General features: G+C 51.4%; 23 protein-coding genes. 9 read left to right on the top strand and 14 right to left on the bottom strand.

The annotated features are described in order from the left end of the window. Position 1: 1 nt before the first annotated feature. From flgA to OU789_RS15600, 7 genes are read right to left on the bottom strand one after another with little or no spacing between them, the layout of a single operon-like run. Entirely contained in the window at positions 2–421 is a 420-nt protein-coding gene (gene flgA, locus OU789_RS15570) for a flagellar basal body P-ring formation chaperone FlgA (protein ID WP_274656596.1), read from the bottom strand. Continuing rightward, positions 421–1,206 (bottom strand): flagellar basal-body rod protein FlgG, encoded by a 786-nt coding sequence (gene flgG / locus OU789_RS15575; protein WP_274656597.1) that lies wholly within the window; start codon positions 1,204–1,206, stop codon positions 421–423. The genes flgA and flgG overlap by 1 nt, the downstream gene beginning before the upstream one ends. Before the next feature lie 15 nt (positions 1,207–1,221). After that, the gene (locus tag OU789_RS15580; protein ID WP_274656599.1) at positions 1,222–1,935 is read right to left on the bottom strand and encodes a flagellar hook-basal body complex protein; all 714 of its coding nucleotides are present in this window, start codon (positions 1,933–1,935) and stop codon (positions 1,222–1,224) included. A 3-nt stretch (positions 1,936–1,938) separates the two neighbouring features. Further along, on the bottom strand, positions 1,939–2,205 hold the full coding sequence (locus OU789_RS15585) for a flagellar biosynthetic protein FliQ (RefSeq protein ID WP_263951902.1): 267 nt from the start codon (positions 2,203–2,205) through the stop codon (positions 1,939–1,941). 2 nt (positions 2,206–2,207) lie between these two features. Further along, positions 2,208–2,498, bottom strand: coding sequence for a flagellar hook-basal body complex protein FliE (gene fliE / locus OU789_RS15590; protein ID WP_263951901.1), 291 nt, complete (start codon positions 2,496–2,498; stop codon positions 2,208–2,210). A gap of 12 nt (positions 2,499–2,510) precedes the next feature. After that, the gene (gene flgC, locus OU789_RS15595) at positions 2,511–2,903 is read right to left on the bottom strand and encodes a flagellar basal body rod protein FlgC (protein WP_263951900.1); all 393 of its coding nucleotides are present in this window, start codon (positions 2,901–2,903) and stop codon (positions 2,511–2,513) included. Positions 2,904–2,919: 16 nt separating this feature from the next. Next, complete coding sequence (locus OU789_RS15600; RefSeq protein ID WP_274656602.1) at positions 2,920–3,303, bottom strand: FlgB family protein; 384 nt, start codon at positions 3,301–3,303, stop codon at positions 2,920–2,922. A gap of 82 nt (positions 3,304–3,385) precedes the next feature. Between OU789_RS15600 and OU789_RS15605 the strand changes: the two genes are divergently transcribed. Then, the gene (locus OU789_RS15605; RefSeq protein WP_274656603.1) at positions 3,386–4,711 is read left to right on the top strand and encodes a FliI/YscN family ATPase; all 1,326 of its coding nucleotides are present in this window, start codon (positions 3,386–3,388) and stop codon (positions 4,709–4,711) included. A 31-nt stretch (positions 4,712–4,742) separates the two neighbouring features. Here the strand turns inward: OU789_RS15605 and OU789_RS15610 are convergent, their stop codons facing one another. The 5 genes from OU789_RS15610 to OU789_RS15630 all read right to left on the bottom strand — a co-directional run bounded on the left by OU789_RS15610 (position 4,743) and on the right by OU789_RS15630 (position 8,704). Further along, entirely contained in the window at positions 4,743–5,558 is an 816-nt protein-coding gene (locus OU789_RS15610; protein ID WP_274656605.1) for a DUF1217 domain-containing protein, read from the bottom strand. Continuing rightward, complete coding sequence (flbT, locus tag OU789_RS15615; RefSeq protein WP_274656607.1) at positions 5,555–5,962, bottom strand: flagellar biosynthesis repressor FlbT; 408 nt, start codon at positions 5,960–5,962, stop codon at positions 5,555–5,557. The genes OU789_RS15610 and flbT overlap by 4 nt, the downstream gene beginning before the upstream one ends. Next, complete coding sequence (flaF, locus tag OU789_RS15620) at positions 5,959–6,336, bottom strand: flagellar biosynthesis regulator FlaF (protein WP_274656608.1); 378 nt, start codon at positions 6,334–6,336, stop codon at positions 5,959–5,961. Before flaF ends, flbT begins: the two co-directional genes overlap by 4 nt. Positions 6,337–6,412: 76 nt before the next feature. Beyond that, positions 6,413–7,939 (bottom strand): flagellin, encoded by a 1,527-nt coding sequence (locus tag OU789_RS15625; protein ID WP_274656609.1) that lies wholly within the window; start codon positions 7,937–7,939, stop codon positions 6,413–6,415. A 549-nt stretch (positions 7,940–8,488) separates the two neighbouring features. Further along, positions 8,489–8,704, bottom strand: a complete 216-nt coding sequence (locus OU789_RS15630) for a rod-binding protein (RefSeq protein WP_274656780.1) — start codon at positions 8,702–8,704, stop codon at positions 8,489–8,491. Positions 8,705–8,882: 178 nt separating this feature from the next. Here OU789_RS15630 and OU789_RS15635 point away from each other — a divergent pair, with 178 nt between their 5' ends. The 3 genes from OU789_RS15635 to OU789_RS15645 all read left to right on the top strand — a co-directional run bounded on the left by OU789_RS15635 (position 8,883) and on the right by OU789_RS15645 (position 12,279). Beyond that, complete coding sequence (locus tag OU789_RS15635; RefSeq protein WP_274656611.1) at positions 8,883–10,679, top strand: flagellar hook-length control protein FliK; 1,797 nt, start codon at positions 8,883–8,885, stop codon at positions 10,677–10,679. A gap of 11 nt (positions 10,680–10,690) precedes the next feature. Next, positions 10,691–11,353, top strand: coding sequence for a flagellar hook capping FlgD N-terminal domain-containing protein (locus OU789_RS15640; protein WP_274656613.1), 663 nt, complete (start codon positions 10,691–10,693; stop codon positions 11,351–11,353). Positions 11,354–11,418: 65 nt separating this feature from the next. Then, complete coding sequence (locus OU789_RS15645) at positions 11,419–12,279, top strand: aminoglycoside phosphotransferase family protein (RefSeq protein WP_274656615.1); 861 nt, start codon at positions 11,419–11,421, stop codon at positions 12,277–12,279. Here OU789_RS15645 and ubiB read toward each other — a convergent pair. Both ubiB and ubiE read right to left on the bottom strand, forming a co-directional pair. Further along, positions 12,276–13,805, bottom strand: coding sequence for a 2-polyprenylphenol 6-hydroxylase (ubiB, locus tag OU789_RS15650; protein ID WP_274656617.1), 1,530 nt, complete (start codon positions 13,803–13,805; stop codon positions 12,276–12,278). The genes OU789_RS15645 and ubiB overlap by 4 nt on opposite strands. Further along, entirely contained in the window at positions 13,806–14,558 is a 753-nt protein-coding gene (ubiE, locus tag OU789_RS15655; protein WP_263951889.1) for a bifunctional demethylmenaquinone methyltransferase/2-methoxy-6-polyprenyl-1,4-benzoquinol methylase UbiE, read from the bottom strand. Between the two features lie 86 nt (positions 14,559–14,644). On the opposite strand from ubiE, the gene mutM reads away from it, so the two are divergent. The 5 genes from mutM to dnaN all read left to right on the top strand — a co-directional run bounded on the left by mutM (position 14,645) and on the right by dnaN (position 19,897). Beyond that, positions 14,645–15,496 carry a bifunctional DNA-formamidopyrimidine glycosylase/DNA-(apurinic or apyrimidinic site) lyase gene (gene mutM, locus OU789_RS15660; protein WP_274656618.1) on the top strand — a complete coding sequence of 284 codons (852 nt, stop codon included), beginning with the start codon at positions 14,645–14,647 and terminating at the stop codon, positions 15,494–15,496. 61 nt (positions 15,497–15,557) lie between these two features. After that, entirely contained in the window at positions 15,558–16,334 is a 777-nt protein-coding gene (locus OU789_RS15665) for an enoyl-CoA hydratase (protein WP_263951887.1), read from the top strand. A 94-nt stretch (positions 16,335–16,428) separates the two neighbouring features. Continuing rightward, positions 16,429–16,692, top strand: coding sequence for a 30S ribosomal protein S20 (rpsT, locus tag OU789_RS15670; protein ID WP_263951886.1), 264 nt, complete (start codon positions 16,429–16,431; stop codon positions 16,690–16,692). Between the two features lie 601 nt (positions 16,693–17,293). Then, a complete protein-coding gene (gene dnaA, locus OU789_RS15675) occupies positions 17,294–18,652 on the top strand; it encodes a chromosomal replication initiator protein DnaA (protein ID WP_274656621.1) in 1,359 nt (452 codons plus the stop codon). Between the two features lie 126 nt (positions 18,653–18,778). Further along, on the top strand, positions 18,779–19,897 hold the full coding sequence (dnaN, locus tag OU789_RS15680; RefSeq protein WP_263951884.1) for a DNA polymerase III subunit beta: 1,119 nt from the start codon (positions 18,779–18,781) through the stop codon (positions 19,895–19,897). Positions 19,898–19,925: the final 28 nt, after the last annotated feature.

Raw genomic sequence — 19,925 nt, forward strand, 5'->3', positions numbered from 1 at the left:
CCTATTTAACTTTGACACTTCCATCCGTCTGAACAACGCCCAGAACCGTCGACCGCGACGCCAAATTCATGACTTTGATTGCATCTCCAGCGCCGCCGCGACCGAGCGCGCGCGCTTCGGTAGCAATGAAGATTCCACCTTGGGAATAAATCAGCAAAACTGGCTGGTTTCGGGCAACGACAGTAGGTGCTCCGATAGAGCCTGCTTGGATTGGCTGACCAGCATAAATTGCAGTTTTAGCTTCAAGCCCTGCGATGTTTGTTGCTGCATCGATCGCGCTGGCGACACTGCCCTCGGCAATGGCGTAATCGCTCGCCCCAATTATGTCGCCGCTTCTGAGCGTTCTCGCCGCAACAAGAATATCAGAAGTCGCAACGTCAGCGCTAAATAGAGTTGCGGCAATGAACATTAACAGCCTCATTAGCGCACCTGTGAAGTTGCGCTAAGCATCTGATCAGCGGCGGTAAGCACTTTGGCGTTTAGCTCATAGCCTCGTTGGGCTTCGATGAGTTCAGTCACTTCTCGAACGGCATCAACCGATGACGACTCGAGATAACCCTGGCGCAGGGTTCCTATTCCGTCTTCCCCTGGGACCGAAATGTTAGCTTGGCCAGATGCCGCAGATTCAAGGAATAGGTTCGAACCAATGGCCTCAAGACCTTTCGGATTTGAAAAACCAGCTAGCGTGAACTGACCAAGTACCTCTGGCTCAACACGATCTGAAAAATATGCATGAACCTCGCCTTCGGCGTTGATTGAAATACTGCGAGCATCATCAGGAATGGTTATGTCCGGCACCACGGGGTAGCCGTCTGACGTAACAATCAGTCCTTCAGCGGAGCGGTGTAAGCCGCCGTCACGGGTGTAAGCTGAAACGCCCGATGGGAGCGTAACTTCAAGGTATCCTGCCCCCTCGATGGCGAGGTCAAGATCACCGCCAGTTTCAGCAAGCGATCCTTGCGCAAGTTGAACCGTAACCGCAGCTGGACGAACACCAAGTCCAAGCTGGACGCCGGTTGGAAGCGCAGTCCCATCCGAGGAAACGATCGTTCCAGCCCGTGTTTGCTGTTGGTAATGTAGGTCCGCAAACTCCGCGCGGCGCGCGTTGTACCCGGTAGTGTTCATATTCGCCAAGTTATTGGAGATCGTTTCAACCCGCATCTGTTGGGCGGACATACCGGTGGCGGCAATTGCTAAAGCTCGCATGTTTTTCCCTTTCGATTAGCCGAGAGTTCTCAGAACAGAACGAATTCGCTCATCTTCTTTTTCCAGAAAGCTCTGCCCCTGTTCGTAAGCGCGCTGGACCTCGATCATCCGAGACACTTCTATGATTGGATTTACATTTGAATCCTCGACAAACCCCTGAAGAACCTGACTTTCGGTTTGCGGCCGAAGATCGCCCTCAAATGAGAAGCGAACACCATTTTCACGGGATAGGCTGTTGGTTTCAGTTGGTTCGAACACCCCAATCTGGGATATTGGGCGACCGTCTGCGCTCAACGTTCCATCGCTGCCAATGCTAATTTCCAAGGCGTCCGGAGGCACAAATATCGGTGCTTGACCCGCGTCGAGGACTCGCGCGCCATCTGGTGTCACCAAATCCCCCTCGCTATTGGCAAGGAACGCCCCACCACGAGACAACCGTTGTCCACCCTCCGTTTCGACTAGGAAAAACCCGTTGCCCTCGATGGCAAGATCGAACGTACCGTTGGTTTGCTTCAGTGCTCCTTGCGAAAAATCAGTTCTGGCGACGCTCGCATGGGCCATCGACAGGCTTTCGCTTTCTGGATCAAGGGCCTTGATATGTTCTGCAAAAACGACGCCTTCTTTGCGAAATCCGGTGGTCGAAAGGTTCGCAATATTGTTGGCAATCGATTGCATTTCTTTTCGCAGGCCTGCTTGCCGAGTGAGCGAGGTATAACTTGCATTGTCCATTGGCTACACTCCCGCAATTAGAGGGACGAGGCCGCTTTTAAAGAACGAAACCAACGTTTCGGTCATGAACCCCATTGTCATCCAAAATACGACGAGCATTGCGCCAAGTTTGGGCACAAAAGTCAGCGTCATTTCCTGAATAGATGTAAGTGCTTGGAATAGGCCGATAATCAAGCCAGCGACCAATGCAACAACAAGAATAGGCGTTGATATAACAACTGCGATCCAAAGCCCCTGCCGTAGCGTATCGTAGATCTGAAATTCATCCATGATTACACCGGCATCCGTAGAATTTCCTGATATGCCTCGACGACCCTATCTCGCACACTCACAGCTGTTTCGACTGCAAGTTCGGTCTGCGCGAGCGCCTGAACAAGAGAGTTCGGGTCTGCTCCGCTCGTCATCGCCGCTTTAGCTTGCTCTTCACTGTTGACCAGCGTGGTTGCAAAATCTTGCGCGACTTTCGTAAACGAACCAGAGGTTTCACCCGAAGCTGGTTTCGGCGCCGTCGCCGTTCGCATTGCGTTGTAGTTTTGCGCGGCCAAAGTTGTGTTGATATTCATAAAAACTCTCCTCTATCGACGGAGTAGGTCGAGCAAGGCCGACGACATTTGCCGTGCTTGATCGAACATCTTCAAATTCGCCTCGTATGAACGTTGCGCCTCTCGAGCATCTGCAACTTCAACAATTAGCTCTACATTCGAGCCTTCGTAGTGACCTGAAACATCTGCGAGCGGGTGAGAGGGATCGTAAACTCGTTGCAGCTCTGTTTTATCCAGTTGCACTGCTCCAATTTGCACGCCGCCAGCCGCTGCGCTTTTTCCCGCAATCTCCTCGAACGAAATGGTTTTCCGTCGATAGCCTGGCGTATCCGAGTTTGCGATATTTTCAGATACATGCCGCAGCCTGCTAGCCTGCGCTTGCATGCCACTGCTTGAGAGGGTCATTGTTTTTAATAGATCACTCATCTAGCTCGTCCCTTTCCTAGCGAATGCTCGTTCGAAGAACGTTAAGCGTGGACTTGTAGATCGCGATCGCCGTGTCAAAATCATGCCGCGCAATGCTGGCATTCATCAGCTCTCGCTCAAGGCCCACGTTATTTCCATTGGGGGACGCTTCAGCTTCGGATGGTACAATTACATTCTGTGCAGAAATTGATGAATGTTGGAAATCCAGATGCCCAGAACGCGTTGATTTCAACTGCGCACCGTCACCGCTTCCATAAAGCTCAGCGAAGGGTTTAACCGTCTTAGCTTTATAAGCTGGCGTATCCGCATGAGCTACATTTTCAGCAATCACGGATTGCCGCGTAGATGCGTGGTTGGTCATCGCTTGAGACATGCGAAGAACTGATAGGTTTTCAAACACAGGGCTTCTCCCTTGATCGGCTTCAACCAACTCTTAACCCTGATTCCTTTAGAAAGGGTTTAGTGATCAAAAGGAGAACAGAATGTCGCTCGAGCAACTGAATTCGCTAACCTCACAGATTGAAGAGCTTCAGCTTTCACGCGCAGTTGGGCGTGTTCTCGAAATTTCGCAAAACACGCTTTGGGTGGCAGGCTTATCAGATCATGTGTGTGTTCGAGATAGCATAACGGTTGTCCGTAAATGCGGGACATCTGTTGAAGGAGAAGTGCTGGTCGTTACACCCGGCCGGGCGAAAATGCTTTTAGCCGAGAATGTTGATGGCATTAGAATTGGTGATCGTGTTTTGCATTCTGGATCATTTCAATTGTCTCCGAGCACGTCATGGATTGGACGCGTCATTGATCCATTTGGTCAACCGCTTGATGGTCGAAAATTACATCAAGGGCCAAACAAGCGTCCTATTCACGGAGCACCGCCATCGCCCACAAAAAGAAAAGCGCTTGGCGAACGTATGGAGACTGGCCTCGCGGTTTTTAACACACTACTTCCAATTGTGCGCGGGCAACGCATGGGACTATTCGCCGGATCTGGCGTTGGTAAATCAACACTCCTATCCCAACTTGCAAAAGGAATGTCGGCCGATGTGGTGATAATTGCACTGGTTGGCGAACGCGGAAGAGAAGTTCGTGAATTTATCGAAAACGGTCTTGGCAAAGAAGGTCTCGATAAGGCGGTTCTAATCGCCGCAACATCAGATCAGTCGCCTCTAACGCGGCGCAAATGTGTCTTTACAGCAATGACGGTTGCTGAGTATTTCCGTGATCTAGGGCTTCAGGTTTTGCTTTTGGTCGATTCAATTACACGCTTCGCGGAAGCTCATCGCGAAGTTGCACTGGCCGCTGGCGAAGATGCCTCGCTCCGTGGATATCCCGCGTCGATGTCACACGCGATCATGTCACTTTCCGAAAGAGCCGGGCCAGGAAAGGTTGGCGACGGAGATATTACGGCGATCTTCACCGTGTTAGTGGCAGGGTCCAATATGGAAGAACCAATCGCCGACATAATGCGAGGAGTGCTGGATGGGCACGTCATCCTAGACCGAGAAATCGCTGAACGTGGAAGATATCCTGCTGTTGATTTACTTCGATCAGTTTCTCGAAGTTTGCCATCCGCAGCGAACGACAATGAGAACAAACTTATTCAAAGAACGCGCCAACTTCTCGGAGCCTATGAAAGATCAGAAGCGATGATCCAAGCAGGCTTATATGCGAAGGGTTCTGATCCACTCATTGATGAAGCTATTTCAATCTGGCCAACGTTAGACGAATTCATTGGGTCGGCGGATGTACAAGGAATTGAAAACAGTTTTGAACAGCTTAGAAATTGCATTGGTTCGACTATGGAATGAAATGTTGGGCTCCCCATATCTTAAATTCGCATCAAAAACCGAGAAGGGCGCGACCACTGGAGGCTTGCAGCAACTGCAAAGCGGTTGATTGCGCGTTAAACGATTGGTTCGCTTGTTTTATTTGCGCGTTTATCAGGAACTTTTGAATAAGCTCATCGCGCGCTTCTTTGCCTGCAAACTGAGAGAGGTCCGGTGACCCAAACGACTTGGCTGCTTTCTCTGAAAAAACTTCGAGTTGCTTATCCAAATCTAAAGTTCCAAAGGACTTTGGTAAGTTGAACGCCGTCTCAAAAACTTCTCTTAGGGGCGGGCTTCCCATGACCAAAAACCATTTGGCCTTCTCACTTTTGTCGCTCGACGCAATTTCAGTTAATTTGCGCTGAACCGTTAGCCCTAATCGCATATCCTGGTCTTGCTCACCCACCGCAGTTTCAAAACTTTGTTTTTGATATGCACTTACGATTTGCTCTGCGAAACTGCTTTTCTGTGTGTTGGGAACCTGTTGATCGAATCCAAAGGCTTTTGTTAGCTCAAAGTAGCGCTTATCCGACAACCTATTTGCAAAAGCTCCTTCCGCAGCCGATCCTTCTTCGAGCACCTTTCGAATGAAAGCTTTATTTGGAAGATCCTCGGATAACCCGAATGCTCCAAGCGAGACCTTTAACAGAGTGTGATCTCTAATTAGGTCCTGGGCATTTTTTACGCTACCTATTTTTTCTTCGAAGTACTTCACCTCGCGCGCCAAAACAGGTGACTTGTTCATGAGTTGAGACTGATCGTCTCTTGTCCTCTCAAGAAATTTCCATCCTGCATATCCACCTACAGGAATAATGGCTTGGAATGTCATGATGCTTTTGATGCCGCGAAAAGCCTATCCTCTCTCGGCAAAAGTGCTCTCAAGGATTTGAGTGCAAAATAGAAACGCCCGTCGAGCACAGCATTTGTAGCGTTCGTTAATTGTTCGCGGCTATCAATGTCAGTCAGTACTTGGCTTAATTGCTCGACTCCTCTGAGAATTTGCAACTTGGCGTCATCTGGCTCAGCATCACCAGACAAGACGAGTTGCGCAATATAGCAAACGCGACGGACAGGAGTGTTTGCCTCCTCTGGATGAATAGCGTCTTTAAGTCGAAGAATATTGGCGTTTGGCGTTACAATTGACAAACGCGACCGCCTCTCGCCATTCTCGATTACCGCACCATTTATCAGCACTCTTTCTTTCGGTCCGAGCTTAAGTACAAGTCCACTCATTGGTTCGCTGCTCCCGCTTTTAGGCCACGCATTATCGACATATTAATTTCAATTAGAACTTGAGCTGATGCCTCTCGCTTGAGCACCTTCCGCGTATGTAGATTGGTAAACTCAGCAAGATAGAAAATTCTTGCTTTTAGCTCTTGAGGCAGAGGGTTTTTTTCCTCGGCAACATCGGCGGCGAGTATGGTCCAAAGTTTCCGGTTTGTGTCTAGAGCTTGAACAAGAGAATTGAACCCTTTTTTGCCTTTTTCTTCGGCGGATTTCAAACTGTGTGAAATACGTGCAAAGGCTTCAAACTCAATGCTTTTAGGCGTTCTTATTGTCTCTCGAGTTGTTCCATAGGCGGACTTCGCCCTTTGAATTGCGTTCACTCCGAATCCTTCCGATTGAACAATTTCACAGAATAGTCGGAGCGCTAGTGTTTAGTGCTCCGACTGTCGGTTTGAGTTAGCGGAATAGAGACAAGATCGACTGTGGTGCCTGATTGGCAATCGATAGGGATTGTACGGCAAGCTGTTGCTGAGTTTGAAGCGCAGTTAGTCTGGCTGATACTTCTTCCATATCTGCATCAACCAAAGTCCCGATTCCTGACTTTAGCGAGTCGGTGAGTTTGCTGATGAAATCGCTCTGGTTCTCAATCCGTGCCTGTGCGGAGCCAAAATTTGCACCTGCGTCGATTGATGATTGAATTAGTGTTTCGATGCTATCCAAAGCAGAGCTAGCTCCAGCGTCGGTGCGCACGTCGATTTTATCGAGCCCAAAAAGACCGCCCGAAGCCTTCCCGTCTTGGTTCGCCGCAGTTGACAAGGCAAGAGACGTCGAGCCGGTTCCATCATTGTCAATCTGAACGCTCCACTGCTTTGTCGTAGCATCCTGAACAACCTTAGTGGTTACGCCTGCGATACTGCCGCCATCGATTGCCGTTTTAAGGCCCTTAGCTACATCCTCCATACTTTCGCCTTTGCCAGCGATGTAGTTGTAGGAATTAGAGCCGACAGTAACTTTATAGCTATCGCCTTCGGAAACAGCTGCTGCGGTCGACATATCAATCTGCTCAGCACGCTTACTGATATCACCGGTTGAAAGCGTAAGTGAACCGGTGCCGTTCAACGATGTGATGAGTGCGTCACCGTCTCCAGCGGTTGAAGACGCAGACGTTACGGAAAGGTCTTCAAAGGCACGCGTGGAGCTAATTGTAAGATCACCACCGGACGAAGATGCCGTGACACCATCAAGACCAAGGCCATTGATCGCACCCTCAAAAAAACTGGCAACATCGGCAACGGCAGCACCTGTCGCAGTAAAGCTGAGTTCAACTCCGGCAACCGTCAAAGTTGCAGTATCATTCGCTGCCCAAGTATTCGCATAAGATACAATTGCGGTGTTTGCCGAGGATGCCACTGCTGAAGCGCTATCTGCGATTACCGCATTAGCGGAGATGTCAGTGCCTGAACCATATGTCCCTGCGGCCGTTGATTGATCCTGACGAGAGATCGTAATGTTTGTGGCTGCAACCGAACCATCTGCTGAACGATCAAGAGAAGACAAAATATCAACGTCTTCAGTTCCTTGAATGAGGTTCAGACCGTTAAATTGCGCAGCACTGACCACCGCAGTAATCTGATCACGAAGCGCAGAAATATCAGTTTGGATTTTAGTCCGGTCGACATTCTCCTCCTGGGCCGCAACGATCTTGCCTTTAATATCAGTCAACAAGTCAGTTACCGTTTCAGAAGCCTGCCGAGCGACCGCGACCGTAGATTCTCCGAGAGCAAGGCTATCGGAAATTGCCTTAAAACCGTTCACGTCTGCTTCCATTACTTTGGAAATTGCCCAGACAGCGGAATTGTCTTTAGCAGAAGATACCGACTTACCCGTCGAAATCTCGTTTTGGGTAGTCGCCATATTTACATTAACGCCTTTCAGCGTTTGCAGCGCGACCATTGCACCTGTGTTTGTCAGAATACTAGACATATTGCTTTCCTTAACTGTATGCGCTTTTGCGCAGTCATGAATTTACACCTCAAAGATGTGCGAATGCCGTTCTGACATGTCCTCGAAGCCCTTTTTCAGAGCTTCAGCCTTCCCCTTGGAAGTGATTTAAGAATGGGGGTGAAACGTGAACACTATCCTAACCTCGGATGCCCATTTCATGCCAATTTGACACAAATGGCGCGTTCTTAAGATCGGGATTCGAAGCTTGTCATGCTTGTGCCGCCGATTTGTACGCGCGCCCCATTTTGGGAATAAGAAACAATGCCTGCCTGGCGATTCTTATGGGCGGAAATTCGCCCGTTTACGCTCCGGATCGCTCTTATTGTCGTCGCAAGTAGCGCTTGATTTTCGGACGCCTTTTTCCGCAAAGTATCGAGCGCCAACCTGTCCGGCGCGTCGCTTTCCAAAAGCATTTCAAAAAGTCGCGTCTTTTCCGCCAGAATAGATTCAAATTTAAGGATATCTCCGGAAAGGAGCCGCGCACGCTCCAAATCCAAAGTTTCGGAGAGTTGAGAAATTGTATCTGAACTATTCATCGACGTGCTCCTTCAATGCCTCAAAAAGAGACTGGGCGAGCCCGATCCCTCCCTTCTCTACCATCGCTTCCGCCTGAGCTTGCCGAAGAAAAGAGCTAAACTGCTCCTCGCCTGCTCCGCCCCCCATGGTTTTGCTGGTTTTGCCTAAACCCGCAGTCTTCAGCATCTCAGCTAAGAAGTTCGCCTCCAGATCCTTTGCCACCTTCATGAGATCCGTATCAGATGACAAATTAGGTTTCAGCGGAACAGCGGGCGTAATGTGATGGATACTCGTCATAGATTACCTGCAATTGTATGCATTTTCATGAGTATGCGATGCGATCAGTAAATAACTGGTAACTATCTGGAGCCTAAGTTCTCTCGAGGAAGAATTCCGGAGACTTTGGATGAAAAGCACTATTCTCGCGCAACTCATGACGGCGCTACCCACAATATCCGCAGCGGAAAAGTCGCGTGGCGAAAGTGATGTGTCTGGTGCTGAAAGTTTCTTAAGCGCCCTGTCGGAGACGCAATTGGAAGGCGCCTCTTTTCAACAGTCGATTATTGGTGGCGAAGTTACAGCCGCCCAACCTACAATCCCGGTCGATGTTGTTTCAAATCCGACAGCGTCTCTCATCCAAATGGATGCGTCGGATGGATTGAAGAAGGAATCTGAAGCAGCGCGCGCTCTAGAAAAAGTAGCGCTGGTCGGTCATGCGAGAGAGGCAGCTTTTGATGATCGCAAAATCGAGAAAACACAGAATGACATTAGTGTCCCCCAAGAAACGCCTATTTCTCTGCTTGATAGCCCGATCGAAATCACAAAGACGACCATAGCCGATGCACGCGATACCAACGCCCAAGAACGGGACTACAACTCAACTCCTTTGAATGTAACGCAGGGCCAGCTTGAAGCAGCACCTATCGGAAACGAGGCTCCAGTATTAGCGGCTGCAATAAGCGAAAAAAGTATCGCCCAGTCATTGGAATCTAACACCGACAGGTCCCAGAAAAAGCGTGAGGCACCGGCACCAATCCAAGCGAAACACGAGAACTGGAGCGACAAACAGGCGGGAATAGTTGGTACTCAGTCGCCTCCAGAGAATCAAAGGGGCAAAGAAAGTTGGCGCCCAGCTTCCTACTTGAAAGAACCACAAAATAGGACGCTTGCCGGTGGAGATGGAAACATTTTGCAGGCATCACAAACTCACAAAGTTGCCCATAATACCGGGCAAAATCCATTCGCGCCAACGCGGACGAGCGTTGCATCGGAACCCACAGAGGCCCCTTTGCACTCTACCAAGATTGAAACGCAAACTGCTCAGATCGGGTCTGTAACTCAACCCAAGACACAAGAAACTACGAAAACAACTCCGTCGGAGTCTTCCGCTTCCTTAGATGCTTATCGAAAGGATCAAACAAGCCAGCGCGATCAATCGGTCGTTGCAAACACCGACGCGAGCACAAACTCGACTCATAAGCCTGACGGTCCCAAAGACGTTCTCCATAGCGACGCGCCTCTAGGAATCTCTACGCACGAATGCTCCGCGGCGGCACGCCCAGAGAAGCAAGAATCTGCAGCGCAATTGGATCGACAGAAATTCGAGCTGCCGAACGCACCAAGCAATATTCGGATTGGTTCGAATGAACCGCAGCATCTCGCCTCCAGTTCATTGATTGAAATTGCTCAGATAGATGATCCGCAGCCGAGAGAGACCGAGATCGAAACGAGCTTTAGCCGAATTGAATCCTCAGCATCAGCACCCACGACGTCTTCAAGGGAAGTTGCAGGTTTGCGACCAGAGGTGCCGCGACTGATTGTGCAGCAACTCGCCCAATCAATCCCTCATGAGCCCAATCGCCCAATAGAAATCGCTCTATCGCCGGAAGAGTTAGGAAAAGTTCGGCTTACGCTCCTGCCAGCTGAACACGGCATGATGCTATCTGTCGTTGCGGAACGGCCTGAAACGCTCGAACTCATGCGCCGGAACATCGAAATGCTCTCCCAAGGCTTTCAATCGCTGGGATACGAAAATACGGCTTTCAGCTTCTCCCAATCAGGCTCGGAGAATACCCCCGATCATCACGGGCACGACCGAGAAGACATTTCTGACTTCAGCGCTTCAACCAAGAATGGTTCTGAAACTCTCCCACCAAGAAAACTCAAATTGGGGTCCGCCGAAAGTGTGGACTACCGCGTCTAGAAAGGACACAGATGGAAATTTCCCCTCAAACCCCGCCAACTCAGACATCTGAGCCAATTAGGGAATCAACCGCCGATCGGAAAGCACTGGCTTCAGACTTCGATACTTTCCTCACTATGTTGACCGCGCAAATCAACAATCAGGACCCGTTGAACCCGACGGACTCAACCGACTTTGCCGCGCAACTTGCCACGTTTTCCAATGTTGAGCAGGGTGTTAAGACAAACGAATTGTTGGAGAATCTTGTTGCGAACTACGGTTCAAACGGGATGTCTCAAGTCGCTAGTTGGGTCGGCATGGATGCCCGCTCAACTGCCCCAACAAAGTTTGATGGCGCCCCAATTACACTTGCGCCAAATCCACCAAGCGGCGCTGACCAGACATTCCTGTTGGTTCGGAACGAGTTGGGGACAGTTGTTCAAAGAACCGAGATCCCGATCACCGACGAGCCCTTCGAATGGACGGGGCAGAATGCATCTGGATCACCAATGCTTCACGGTAACTATAGCTTTTCGTTAGAAAGCTATAGCGAAGGGGAGCAGCTAGCGACCAAACAAATAGAAAGCTATTCGCAGGTTGTTGAAGCTCGACAAGATGGAGGCACGGCCAAACTTGTTTTGGATAGCGGCGCAATTGTCGCTGTTGATGAAGTCACGGCTCTACGTAAGGAATAGCGAGTGTTGATCATTCGAGCCCGTCTGACTAGCTTGCCCAGACATTTATTTGGTACAGGCAAGAGATGGCAGAAGCTCCGCAAAACCTTAAGGATAGACTCTGCGCCGAAGGCCTAGCCAATGCCCGCACGGTTTGGACGCCTCTTAAGGGTGGTCGGAGCAATCGTTCATGGAAGCTACAATCCGAAACCGAAACGCTCGTTTGCAAGCTCTACCCGAAAGAAAGCACGAACCCCCTCTTTCCCAACAGAGCAGGCGCAGAGCTTGCCGCGCTGACCGAGCTCAGTGGAAAAGGCATTTCACCTAACCCGCTAAAACTCCTCAGTACGCGTGAGGGGCTTTGCTTAATCTATGTATACGTTGATGGCGAGATTTGGAAACCAGCCCGCGAAAGCACCTCCAAGCTCGGTAAGGCTATGCAGTTTCTCCATCACCAAAACGCTCCGTCATTGCTGAAGGCTGGCCCACCCGTTGCATCAAAACTCTTACTTCAAGGCCAGAAAATCCTGTCTCTGTGCGACGAGGCACAAAAGCAGTTACTCCCTCCTCCGCCTGACCTTCCATATATTTCAGAAACACCTCCAGTGTTCCTGCACGGAGATCTCGTTCCCGCGAATATCCTTGTTACGCAAACGGGAATCCAATTCATCGATTGGCAATGCCCCGCAATCGGCGACCCTTGCGAGGACTTTGCAATATTCCTCTCTCCCGCGATGCAAATCCTATATGGCGAAGGCCCTTTACGCGACGCAGACGCACACAGTCTGCTTCAAGCGTACCGCGATCCTTCGCTGCAGAAACGCTTCCAGCTTCTTTCACCGTTGTTTCACTGGCGCATGGCGGCTTATTGCCTGTGGAAGATCTCGCAGGGTGATCGCGACTACGAGCAGGCGTTCCAAGCCGAACTCACAGCGCTTCAGGCTTAAAAAAGAGTTCCGGCCCAAACGCCCGCCAGAGCTACGCCCGCGCCCAGCGCAAACATCCCAGCGCTCCCGAGGCCACGCGATTTCGCACGCTTTTCTTCAGGCTGGGTTTGCTTCATCAACACCTGCTCTGCCAATTCTGGCAACAAGGGGCTAAGGCGGCTAAGCACACGAGCGGACTGCGCGAAATCCTTAAGGAAGGCACGCGGGCCGAGGTTCGTCTTGATATAATCCTCAACAACAGGGCGCGCGACGTTCCAGATGTTGATGTGCGGATCAAGCGAACGCGCGACCCCTTCGACAACAACCATTGTTCGTTGCAACAAGATCAACTCTGTGCGGGTCTCCATTCCGAAACGCTCCGTCACCTCGAAAAGGTGATGCAGGAGGCGACCCATGGAAATGCCCGTCGCGTCCATTCCAAAAATCGGCTCACCTACAGCGCGAATGGCACTGGCAAACTCATCCACATCACGGTCAGCAGGAACATAGCCGGCCTCAAAATGGACCGCCGCGACTCGTTTGTAGTCTCGTTGAATAAAGCCGTACAAAATCTCGGCGTAAACACGGCGGGTGTATTCGTCGATCCGGCCCATAATACCGAAATCATAGGCAATAATGTCACCATTCGCGGCGATCTTCATGTTGCCTTGATGCATATCCGCGTGGAAATAGCCGTCGCGCAATGCGTGGCTCAAAAAGAGTTGCAAAACACGCGCCGCAATCTTGGTCCGGTCGTGGCCCGCAGCATCAAGCGCATCATTGTCACCGATTGGAACGCCTTCAGCCCAACCAAGCACCATGAGCCGTTTACCAGACAAATCCCATTCCGGATCGGGGATTTGAATACCAGGGTCTTTGGCTGTGCTCGCAGCGAACTCAGACGCCGCAGCGCACTCGAGCCTTAGATCCAACTCGCCCATCACGCCTTTATCGAAATGAGTTATCACATCCGTCGGCTTTAGTCGGCGAGACGCAGGAGAAAGAAACTCGAAAAGACCAGCCGCGAAATAGAAAGCATCAATGTCTTTTCGGAATGCTTTTTCGATGTTGGGCCGCAAAACCTTGACCGCAACCTCTTTGCCGTTTTCGGCCAAGCGCGCGCGATGTACTTGCGCGATACTTGCGGCCGCGACGGCATCGCCAAACTCGCTGAACAGCTCCGATGCCGGCCGATCCAATTCTGCTTCGATGGATTTAATTGCTTCCTCGGTCGGAAATGGAGGGAGCTTGTCCTGTAGAACGCGCAATTCCCGCGCCAAGTCGGCACCCGCGATATCGGGACGGGTCGAGATCATCTGACCAAACTTAATGTAAGCTGGCCCCAGCGCATTCAACGCGCGCACAACAGGCGAAAGCGCCGGATCTCCCTTTAGCCCCAGCCAGCGAAACGGCCAAACCAAACTGCGCAGTGGAATGCGAATGATCGGCGGCGCATCAATTGCATCGAGAATAACGGCCATAGCACCGGTCCGCTCAAAAGTTGCGCCGGTTCGTACAAATCGCCAGATATTATGAGGGCCGCGCATCTAGATTTTCCATCCTGAGTGAAGTGCGGCAATTCCCATCGAGAGATTCCGATACTTAACATTGTCGAAGCCAGCTTTGCGGATCATGCCTGCAAAAGTTTCCTGATCGGGGAACTTGCGGATAGATTCGACCAGATACTGGTAGCTCTCTTCGTCGTTGGCGATCATCTTCCCCATTTTCGGAATGACATTGAAGGAATAAAGGTCATATGCTTTCTGCATCGCTGCATTCGGCAATTGCGAGAACTCCAGAACCATGATCCGACCGCCAGGGCGCAATACGCGAAACGCCTCGTCTAGTGCATCTTGAATGCGCGTTACATTCCGAATGCCAAAACTGATCGTATACACATCGAAAGAGTTATCAGGGAACGGCAAAGCCATTGCATCGCCGACGACCCAATCCAACTCATCCGCCCGTTCGCGAGCCTGCGGGCGTTGTGCGCCCTCAACCAGCATACTCTCGGTCATGTCACATATCGTTGCATGGCCATGTCCGGCGCGCTTCAGGAACTTAAAGGAAATATCCCCTGTACCGCCGGCCACATCAAGAAGCTGCTGGCCTGCTCGCGGCGCGAGCCAATCCATCATCGCTTCCTTCCAGATGCGATGAATTCCCATCGACATGGCGTCGTTCATCACGTCGTATTTCGAGGCAACATTGGTGAAAACACCATGCACCATGCCCGCTTTTGCATCCTCGTCGACGGTCTGAAAACCGAAGTGAGTTGTTTTTTGGGAGTTCTCGGTCATTTTGACTTGCCCATTCCTAAATCACACCACTCTTATAGAGCGCTCAGTCTTGGTTACAATGAACGCCGCACAGAAGGAAACATTTCATGCCCGAATTACCCGAGGTAGAGACGGTTCGTCGCGGGTTGTTACCAGTAATGGAGCGCGCGGTGATAACAAAAGCCGATATCCGACGTCCCGATCTGCGCTGGCCTTTTCCGCCTGATATGGCAACGCGGTTAACAGGGGCGCGGATTCTGGGGTTGAGACGCAGATCAAAATACATTCTTGCGGACCTTGATACCGGAGAAACACTTCTGATCCATTTAGGCATGTCGGGTCGCATGCTGATATCCGGCGGAACGGTTGGCGATTTTCATTTCAACCATCCCGCACCAGAGAAACACGATCATGTTGTGCTCAATTTCGACAACGGCGCTCGTGTGACATTCAATGACCCACGCCGTTTTGGCGCTATGGACTTATTAAATACCGACACTGCGGAGGAGCACAAACTCCTCAAAGTCCTTGGCCCGGAGCCCTTCGGGAATGAGTTTAACGAAACCTACCTCGCCGAAAAAATCGCAACCAAAACAGCACCAATGAAATCCGTACTTCTGGATCAAAGAATCGTCGCGGGATTGGGCAATATCTATGTCTGTGAGATTCTTTTCCGCACGGGCATATCGCCACGTAAACAGGCAAAAAAACTTCGGCAGCGTGATATTGCTGCACTGGTTCCTGCCATCCGTGATGTTCTGTCTGAAGCGATTGAGGCTGGGGGCTCAACACTAAAGGATCACAGGCAGGCAGACGGAGATCTTGGCTATTTTCAACATAGTTTCAAGGTGTATGGCCGCGAAGGAGAGCCATGCGTGAACACTGAATGCAGCGCAAAAATCGAGCGTATTTCCCAATCGGGCCGTTCGACATTCTATTGCCCCACGTGCCAAAGATAGGTTGAATGGTCTCGCAAGACTGATAATCCAAGAGCTAACTGTAACAAATTGGTACCTGAACATGGCTTATGAGACCCTGATCGTCGATGTCGAAGACCACGTCGCTCTTATTAAACTCAACCGACCCGAAGCACTAAATGCGCTCAATTCGACACTTCTGGGCGAATTGGCGGATGCTTTAGAGGCTGCCGAGAAGAACGATAAAGTCCGCTGCATTGTTCTGACAGGTTCGGAAAAAGCATTTGCCGCGGGCGCAGACATCAAAGAGATGGCGGATAAGAGCTTTGTCGACATGTTTGGCTCTGACTATTTCGGCGCCGAGACAACACGCCTTCTGAACAACCGGAAGCCAATCATTGCCGCCGTCGCGGGCTATGCTCTTGGTGGCGGATGTGAGCTTGCAATGATGTGTGATTTTATCATCTGCGCGGACAACGCAAAGTTTGGACAGCCCGAGATCAACCTCGGCGTCATTGCCGGAATGGGCGGAAGCCAGCGTCTGACTCGATTCGTCGGGAAGTCGAAATCAATGGATATGCACCTGACGGGCCGTTTCATGGATGCCGAAGAAGCGGAACGCTCCGGTTTGGTAAGCAGATTGGTCCCCGCCAAGAAACTTATGGATGAAGCCTTGAGCGCGGCCCACAAGATTGCGGAGAAGTCCCAACTCGCAACGAAAGCGGCCAAGGAAGCGGTCGATAGGTCCTATGAAACAACGCTTTCCGAGGGGCTGCTCTATGAACGGCGTTTGTTCCACTCGCTCTTCGCGACCGAGGACCAAAAAGAGGGAATGGCTGCGTTTCAGGAAAAAAGAGAAGCGCAGTTCCGCGATAAGTAGGAAAAAGCGCGAAAACCCCGTTGACTTACGAGCGAGTCGGGCCTAGAAGCCCAACTTCAGATTTACACGACCCCAACAAGTGGGAATTCGAGATATGGCAAATTCGCCCCAAGCTAAAAAACGCGCCCGTCAAAACGAGCGTCGTTTCCAAGTAAACAAAGCACGCCGTTCGCGCGTTCGCACCTTCCTCCGCAAGGTTGAGGAAGCGATCGAGTCCGGCAACAAGGAAGATGCAACTGCTGCACTTCGCGCTGCTCAGCCAGAGCTGATGCGCGGTGTGACTAAAGGCATCTACCACAAAAACACAGTCGCTCGTAAACTGTCGCGCCTTTCGGCACGCGTTAAGGCAATCGCCTAATACGAATCGACCGCTTTGGTTATTGAGAGAGCGTTCCCTATGGGAGCGCTCTTTTTTTGTCGTTGCGACAAAAATGTTTCTTCAAAAGAGACTAAAAAAGGGCTTCTCAGATTCGTTTGAAGAAAGACAGAGTCAAGGCCGAAGATAAGTTGCGCGTGTCGCTGAACCCTTGCTAGCTTGTCCATGCGATTCACGTCGCGTCTGAAGAGTCGACATCAACACAGCCGAAGTAGAACAAACGCCGGGCAACCAGTGGTTTGACATCTCGGCGAGAGAACAACGCTGGGTTGATTTGTTTCTCAAGGCTTGGTTTTGCCACTGCCTTGGGTGGTTAAAGCGCATTTTGCGGAGATCTTCTTCGCGAGCGCGCCGCATCCCTCTTCGCCCCCTCGCTTGTGTGAGGCCAGGTTGTTTGCTGGAATTCGGGAGTTCCAGCGTAGCGAGCTGTCACAAGTCCCGGATTCTATGTGAGTCCGAACGGGGAAGGCGTTTGCGTTATGTCAATGACGCAAACAGTCGAAGCGTGGTTGCTTTATTTGGGGATTCTGGAATCGCTGCTGCGGTGGTTTCAGGAATATTTGACGAAGCGGGTAAGACAAGAATGACCAACGAGACCTGGGGATCGGTACGGGAAGAGCTGCAAAGAACTGTTGGAACGAGCAACTTCACAAATTGGATAGAACCACTTGAGTTCTCCGGATTTCGTGATGGCGTTGCCGTGTTCTCAGTTCCGACAAGTTTCATGGGAAACTGGGTCTCTCGCAATTTTGGTGAGCAGATCAAACACCTGCTGAATGAAGCAGGAGAAGCGGTACACCGTTTGGAATTCGCTGTGGCCAAAACCGCAACGCGCACCGCTCCCAAGAAGTCCCAAGGCGCTACCCCTGCCCAAACACAACCCCAAGCCCCCGAAGTAGAGCTTCCCGGCGCGCCGCTGGATTCGCGTTTTACGTTCGACAGCTTTGTTGTCGGCAAACCTAACGAACTTGCCCACGCCGCCGCCAAACGCGTGGCCGAAGGTGGCCCCGTTTCATTCAACCCTCTGTTCCTTTACGGCGGTGTTGGCCTCGGTAAAACACACCTGATGCACGCAATCGCTCAAGAGCTTCAGAGCGAGCGCCCCGACCTGAATGTCGTTTACCTCTCTGCCGAGCAGTTCATGTACCGCTTTGTTCAAGCACTTCGCGAGCGCAAGATGATGGATTTCAAGGAGCTCTTCCGCTCCGTTGATGTTCTGATGGTTGATGACGTGCAATTCATCGCTGGCAAAGATTCAACGCAGGAAGAGTTTTTCCATACGTTCAACGCGCTGGTCGATCAGAACAAACAGATTATCATCTCAGCAGATCGCGCACCCGGAGAAATCAAAGAGCTCGAAGATCGTATCAAGTCGCGGCTGCAGTGCGGCCTTGTGGTTGATCTTCATCCGACCGACTACGAATTGCGCCTTGGCATTCTGCAGCAAAAGGTCGAACTCTATCGTAAACAATATTCCGGACTGGTTCTGGCTGATGGCGTTCTTGAATTCCTCGCCCACCGCATTTCAACGAACGTCCGTGTTCTTGAGGGCGCGCTGACCCGTCTGTTTGCCTTCGCGTCTCTCGTGGGTCGTGAGATTACGCTCGAACTCGCTCAAGACTGCCTCGCAGATATCCTCCGCGCTTCTGATCGCAAGATCACAATCGAGGAAATCCAGCGCAAAGTAAGCGAGCACTACAACATCCGCCTTTCCGAAATGATTGGCCCGAAGCGTGTGCGAACAATCGCACGTCCGCGTCAGGTTGCGATGTTCCTTTCCAAGCAACTCACCAGCCGTTCACTTCCTGAAATCGGACGTCGGTTCGGCGGGCGCGACCACACGACCGTAATGCACGGCGTGAAGCGCATCGAAGAGCTCAAAGCGCACGACAACCAGATCGCAGAAGACCTTGAACTGTTGCGCCGCAGCCTAGAGGCTTGAAAACCTTCTCTGAGGGGGCTTCTTCCCTTGACGCCCCCCTCATATCGTCGGACATTCCATTGAACTCGCAACATCGGGCGGAGGCTTTGCCTCTTCGCCCCTGCACCTGTCGGTAGGAGCAACAGAATGAAAATCAGTATCGAACGCGCCGCACTTCTAAAAGCGGTTTCGCAAGCACAATCCGTGGTCGAGCGTCGCAACACGATACCTATCCTCGCCAATGTCTTGATCGAGGCCGAGGGTGAGGCCGTTTCTTTCCGCGCCACTGACCTTGATATTGAAGTTGTGGACAAGACTCTTGCGCAAGTTGAACGCGCTGGCGCAACAACGGTTTCGGCAGTTCTGCTTCACGAGATCGTCCGCAAGCTTCCTGACGGTGCACTTGTTCAATTGACCGACGATGGCGCATCTGGTCGTTTGACTGTCGAGGCTGGCCGCTCCAACTTCTCTCTGGCCACGCTCCCGCGCGAAGATTTCCCTGTGATGGCCACTTCAGAATACACCGCCAATTTCACGGCGAGTGCGGTTGTCCTGCGCCGCTTGTTCGATAAGTCGAAGTTTGCGATTTCGACTGAGGAAACAAGATATTACCTAAACGGTGTCTTCATGCATATCGCTGATGCCGAAGGCGGCAAAGTGTTGCGTTGTGTGGCCACCGACGGTCACCGTCTAGCCCGCATTGATGCTGATCTTCCAGAAGGTGCTGCGGACATGCCCGGTGTGATTGTTCCCCGAAAAACCGTTGGCGAGTTGCGTAAACTTCTTGAGGACGACGATGTGCAAATCGCCGTTTCCGTAAGCGAAACCAAGGTGCGATTTGCCACGCCCGAGATCACGCTGACTTCCAAAGTCATCGACGGAACCTTCCCAGATTACACGCGCGTTATCCCAGCTGGTAACACGCGCAAGCTCGAGGTCGACGCGGCCGAGTTCGCGAAAGCTGTTGACCGTGTATCCACCGTAAGCAGCGAACGCAGCCGTGCGGTTAAGCTTTCGCTCGATGAAGACCGTTTGGTACTTTCCGTCAACGCGCCAGACAGTGGCGCTGCGGAAGAGGAACTCGCCGTGGCTTATGGCGACGAACGTTTGGAGATCGGGTTTAATGCCAAGTATCTTCTTGAGATCGCAAGCCAAGTTGATCGTGAGAACGCGGTGTTCATGTTCAACTCTGCTGGTGACCCGACTTTGATGCGCGAAGGCAATGACACCTCGGCGGTCTATGTTGTCATGCCGATGCGAGTCTAAGGCTTGCCCGCACTAGGGCAGACACAAA

The sequence above is a fragment of the Halocynthiibacter sp. C4 genome (assembly GCF_028823805.1).
Taxonomy (GTDB): domain Bacteria; phylum Pseudomonadota; class Alphaproteobacteria; order Rhodobacterales; family Rhodobacteraceae; genus Falsihalocynthiibacter; species Falsihalocynthiibacter halioticoli.

Bases quoted from the DNA above. Each gene is read 5' to 3' on its own strand.
- OU789_RS15635 (WP_274656611.1), top strand. From the start codon at position 8,883: ATGAAAAGCACTATTCTCGCGCAACTCATGACGGCGCTACCCACAATA.
- OU789_RS15640 (WP_274656613.1), top strand. From the start codon at position 10,691: ATGGAAATTTCCCCTCAAACCCCGCCAACTCAGACATCTGAGCCAATT.
- flbT (WP_274656607.1), bottom strand. From the start codon at position 5,962: ATGAGTGGACTTGTACTTAAGCTCGGACCGAAAGAAAGAGTGCTGATA.
- ubiB (WP_274656617.1), bottom strand. From the start codon at position 13,805: ATGCGCGGCCCTCATAATATCTGGCGATTTGTACGAACCGGCGCAACT.
- rpsT (WP_263951886.1), top strand. From the start codon at position 16,429: ATGGCAAATTCGCCCCAAGCTAAAAAACGCGCCCGTCAAAACGAGCGT.
- ubiE (WP_263951889.1), bottom strand. From the start codon at position 14,558: ATGACCGAGAACTCCCAAAAAACAACTCACTTCGGTTTTCAGACCGTC.
- OU789_RS15605 (WP_274656603.1), top strand. From the start codon at position 3,386: ATGTCGCTCGAGCAACTGAATTCGCTAACCTCACAGATTGAAGAGCTT.
- dnaN (WP_263951884.1), top strand. From the start codon at position 18,779: ATGAAAATCAGTATCGAACGCGCCGCACTTCTAAAAGCGGTTTCGCAA.
- flgC (WP_263951900.1), bottom strand. From the start codon at position 2,903: ATGAGTGATCTATTAAAAACAATGACCCTCTCAAGCAGTGGCATGCAA.
- mutM (WP_274656618.1), top strand. From the start codon at position 14,645: ATGCCCGAATTACCCGAGGTAGAGACGGTTCGTCGCGGGTTGTTACCA.
- flgG (WP_274656597.1), bottom strand. From the start codon at position 1,206: ATGCGAGCTTTAGCAATTGCCGCCACCGGTATGTCCGCCCAACAGATG.
- dnaA (WP_274656621.1), top strand. From the start codon at position 17,294: ATGACCAACGAGACCTGGGGATCGGTACGGGAAGAGCTGCAAAGAACT.
- OU789_RS15610 (WP_274656605.1), bottom strand. From the start codon at position 5,558: ATGACATTCCAAGCCATTATTCCTGTAGGTGGATATGCAGGATGGAAA.
- OU789_RS15645 (WP_274656615.1), top strand. From the start codon at position 11,419: ATGGCAGAAGCTCCGCAAAACCTTAAGGATAGACTCTGCGCCGAAGGC.
- OU789_RS15580 (WP_274656599.1), bottom strand. From the start codon at position 1,935: ATGGACAATGCAAGTTATACCTCGCTCACTCGGCAAGCAGGCCTGCGA.
- flgA (WP_274656596.1), bottom strand. From the start codon at position 421: ATGAGGCTGTTAATGTTCATTGCCGCAACTCTATTTAGCGCTGACGTT.
- OU789_RS15625 (WP_274656609.1), bottom strand. From the start codon at position 7,939: ATGTCTAGTATTCTGACAAACACAGGTGCAATGGTCGCGCTGCAAACG.
- OU789_RS15665 (WP_263951887.1), top strand. From the start codon at position 15,558: ATGGCTTATGAGACCCTGATCGTCGATGTCGAAGACCACGTCGCTCTT.
- fliE (WP_263951901.1), bottom strand. From the start codon at position 2,498: ATGAATATCAACACAACTTTGGCCGCGCAAAACTACAACGCAATGCGA.
- OU789_RS15630 (WP_274656780.1), bottom strand. From the start codon at position 8,704: ATGAAGGTGGCAAAGGATCTGGAGGCGAACTTCTTAGCTGAGATGCTG.
- OU789_RS15585 (WP_263951902.1), bottom strand. From the start codon at position 2,205: ATGGATGAATTTCAGATCTACGATACGCTACGGCAGGGGCTTTGGATC.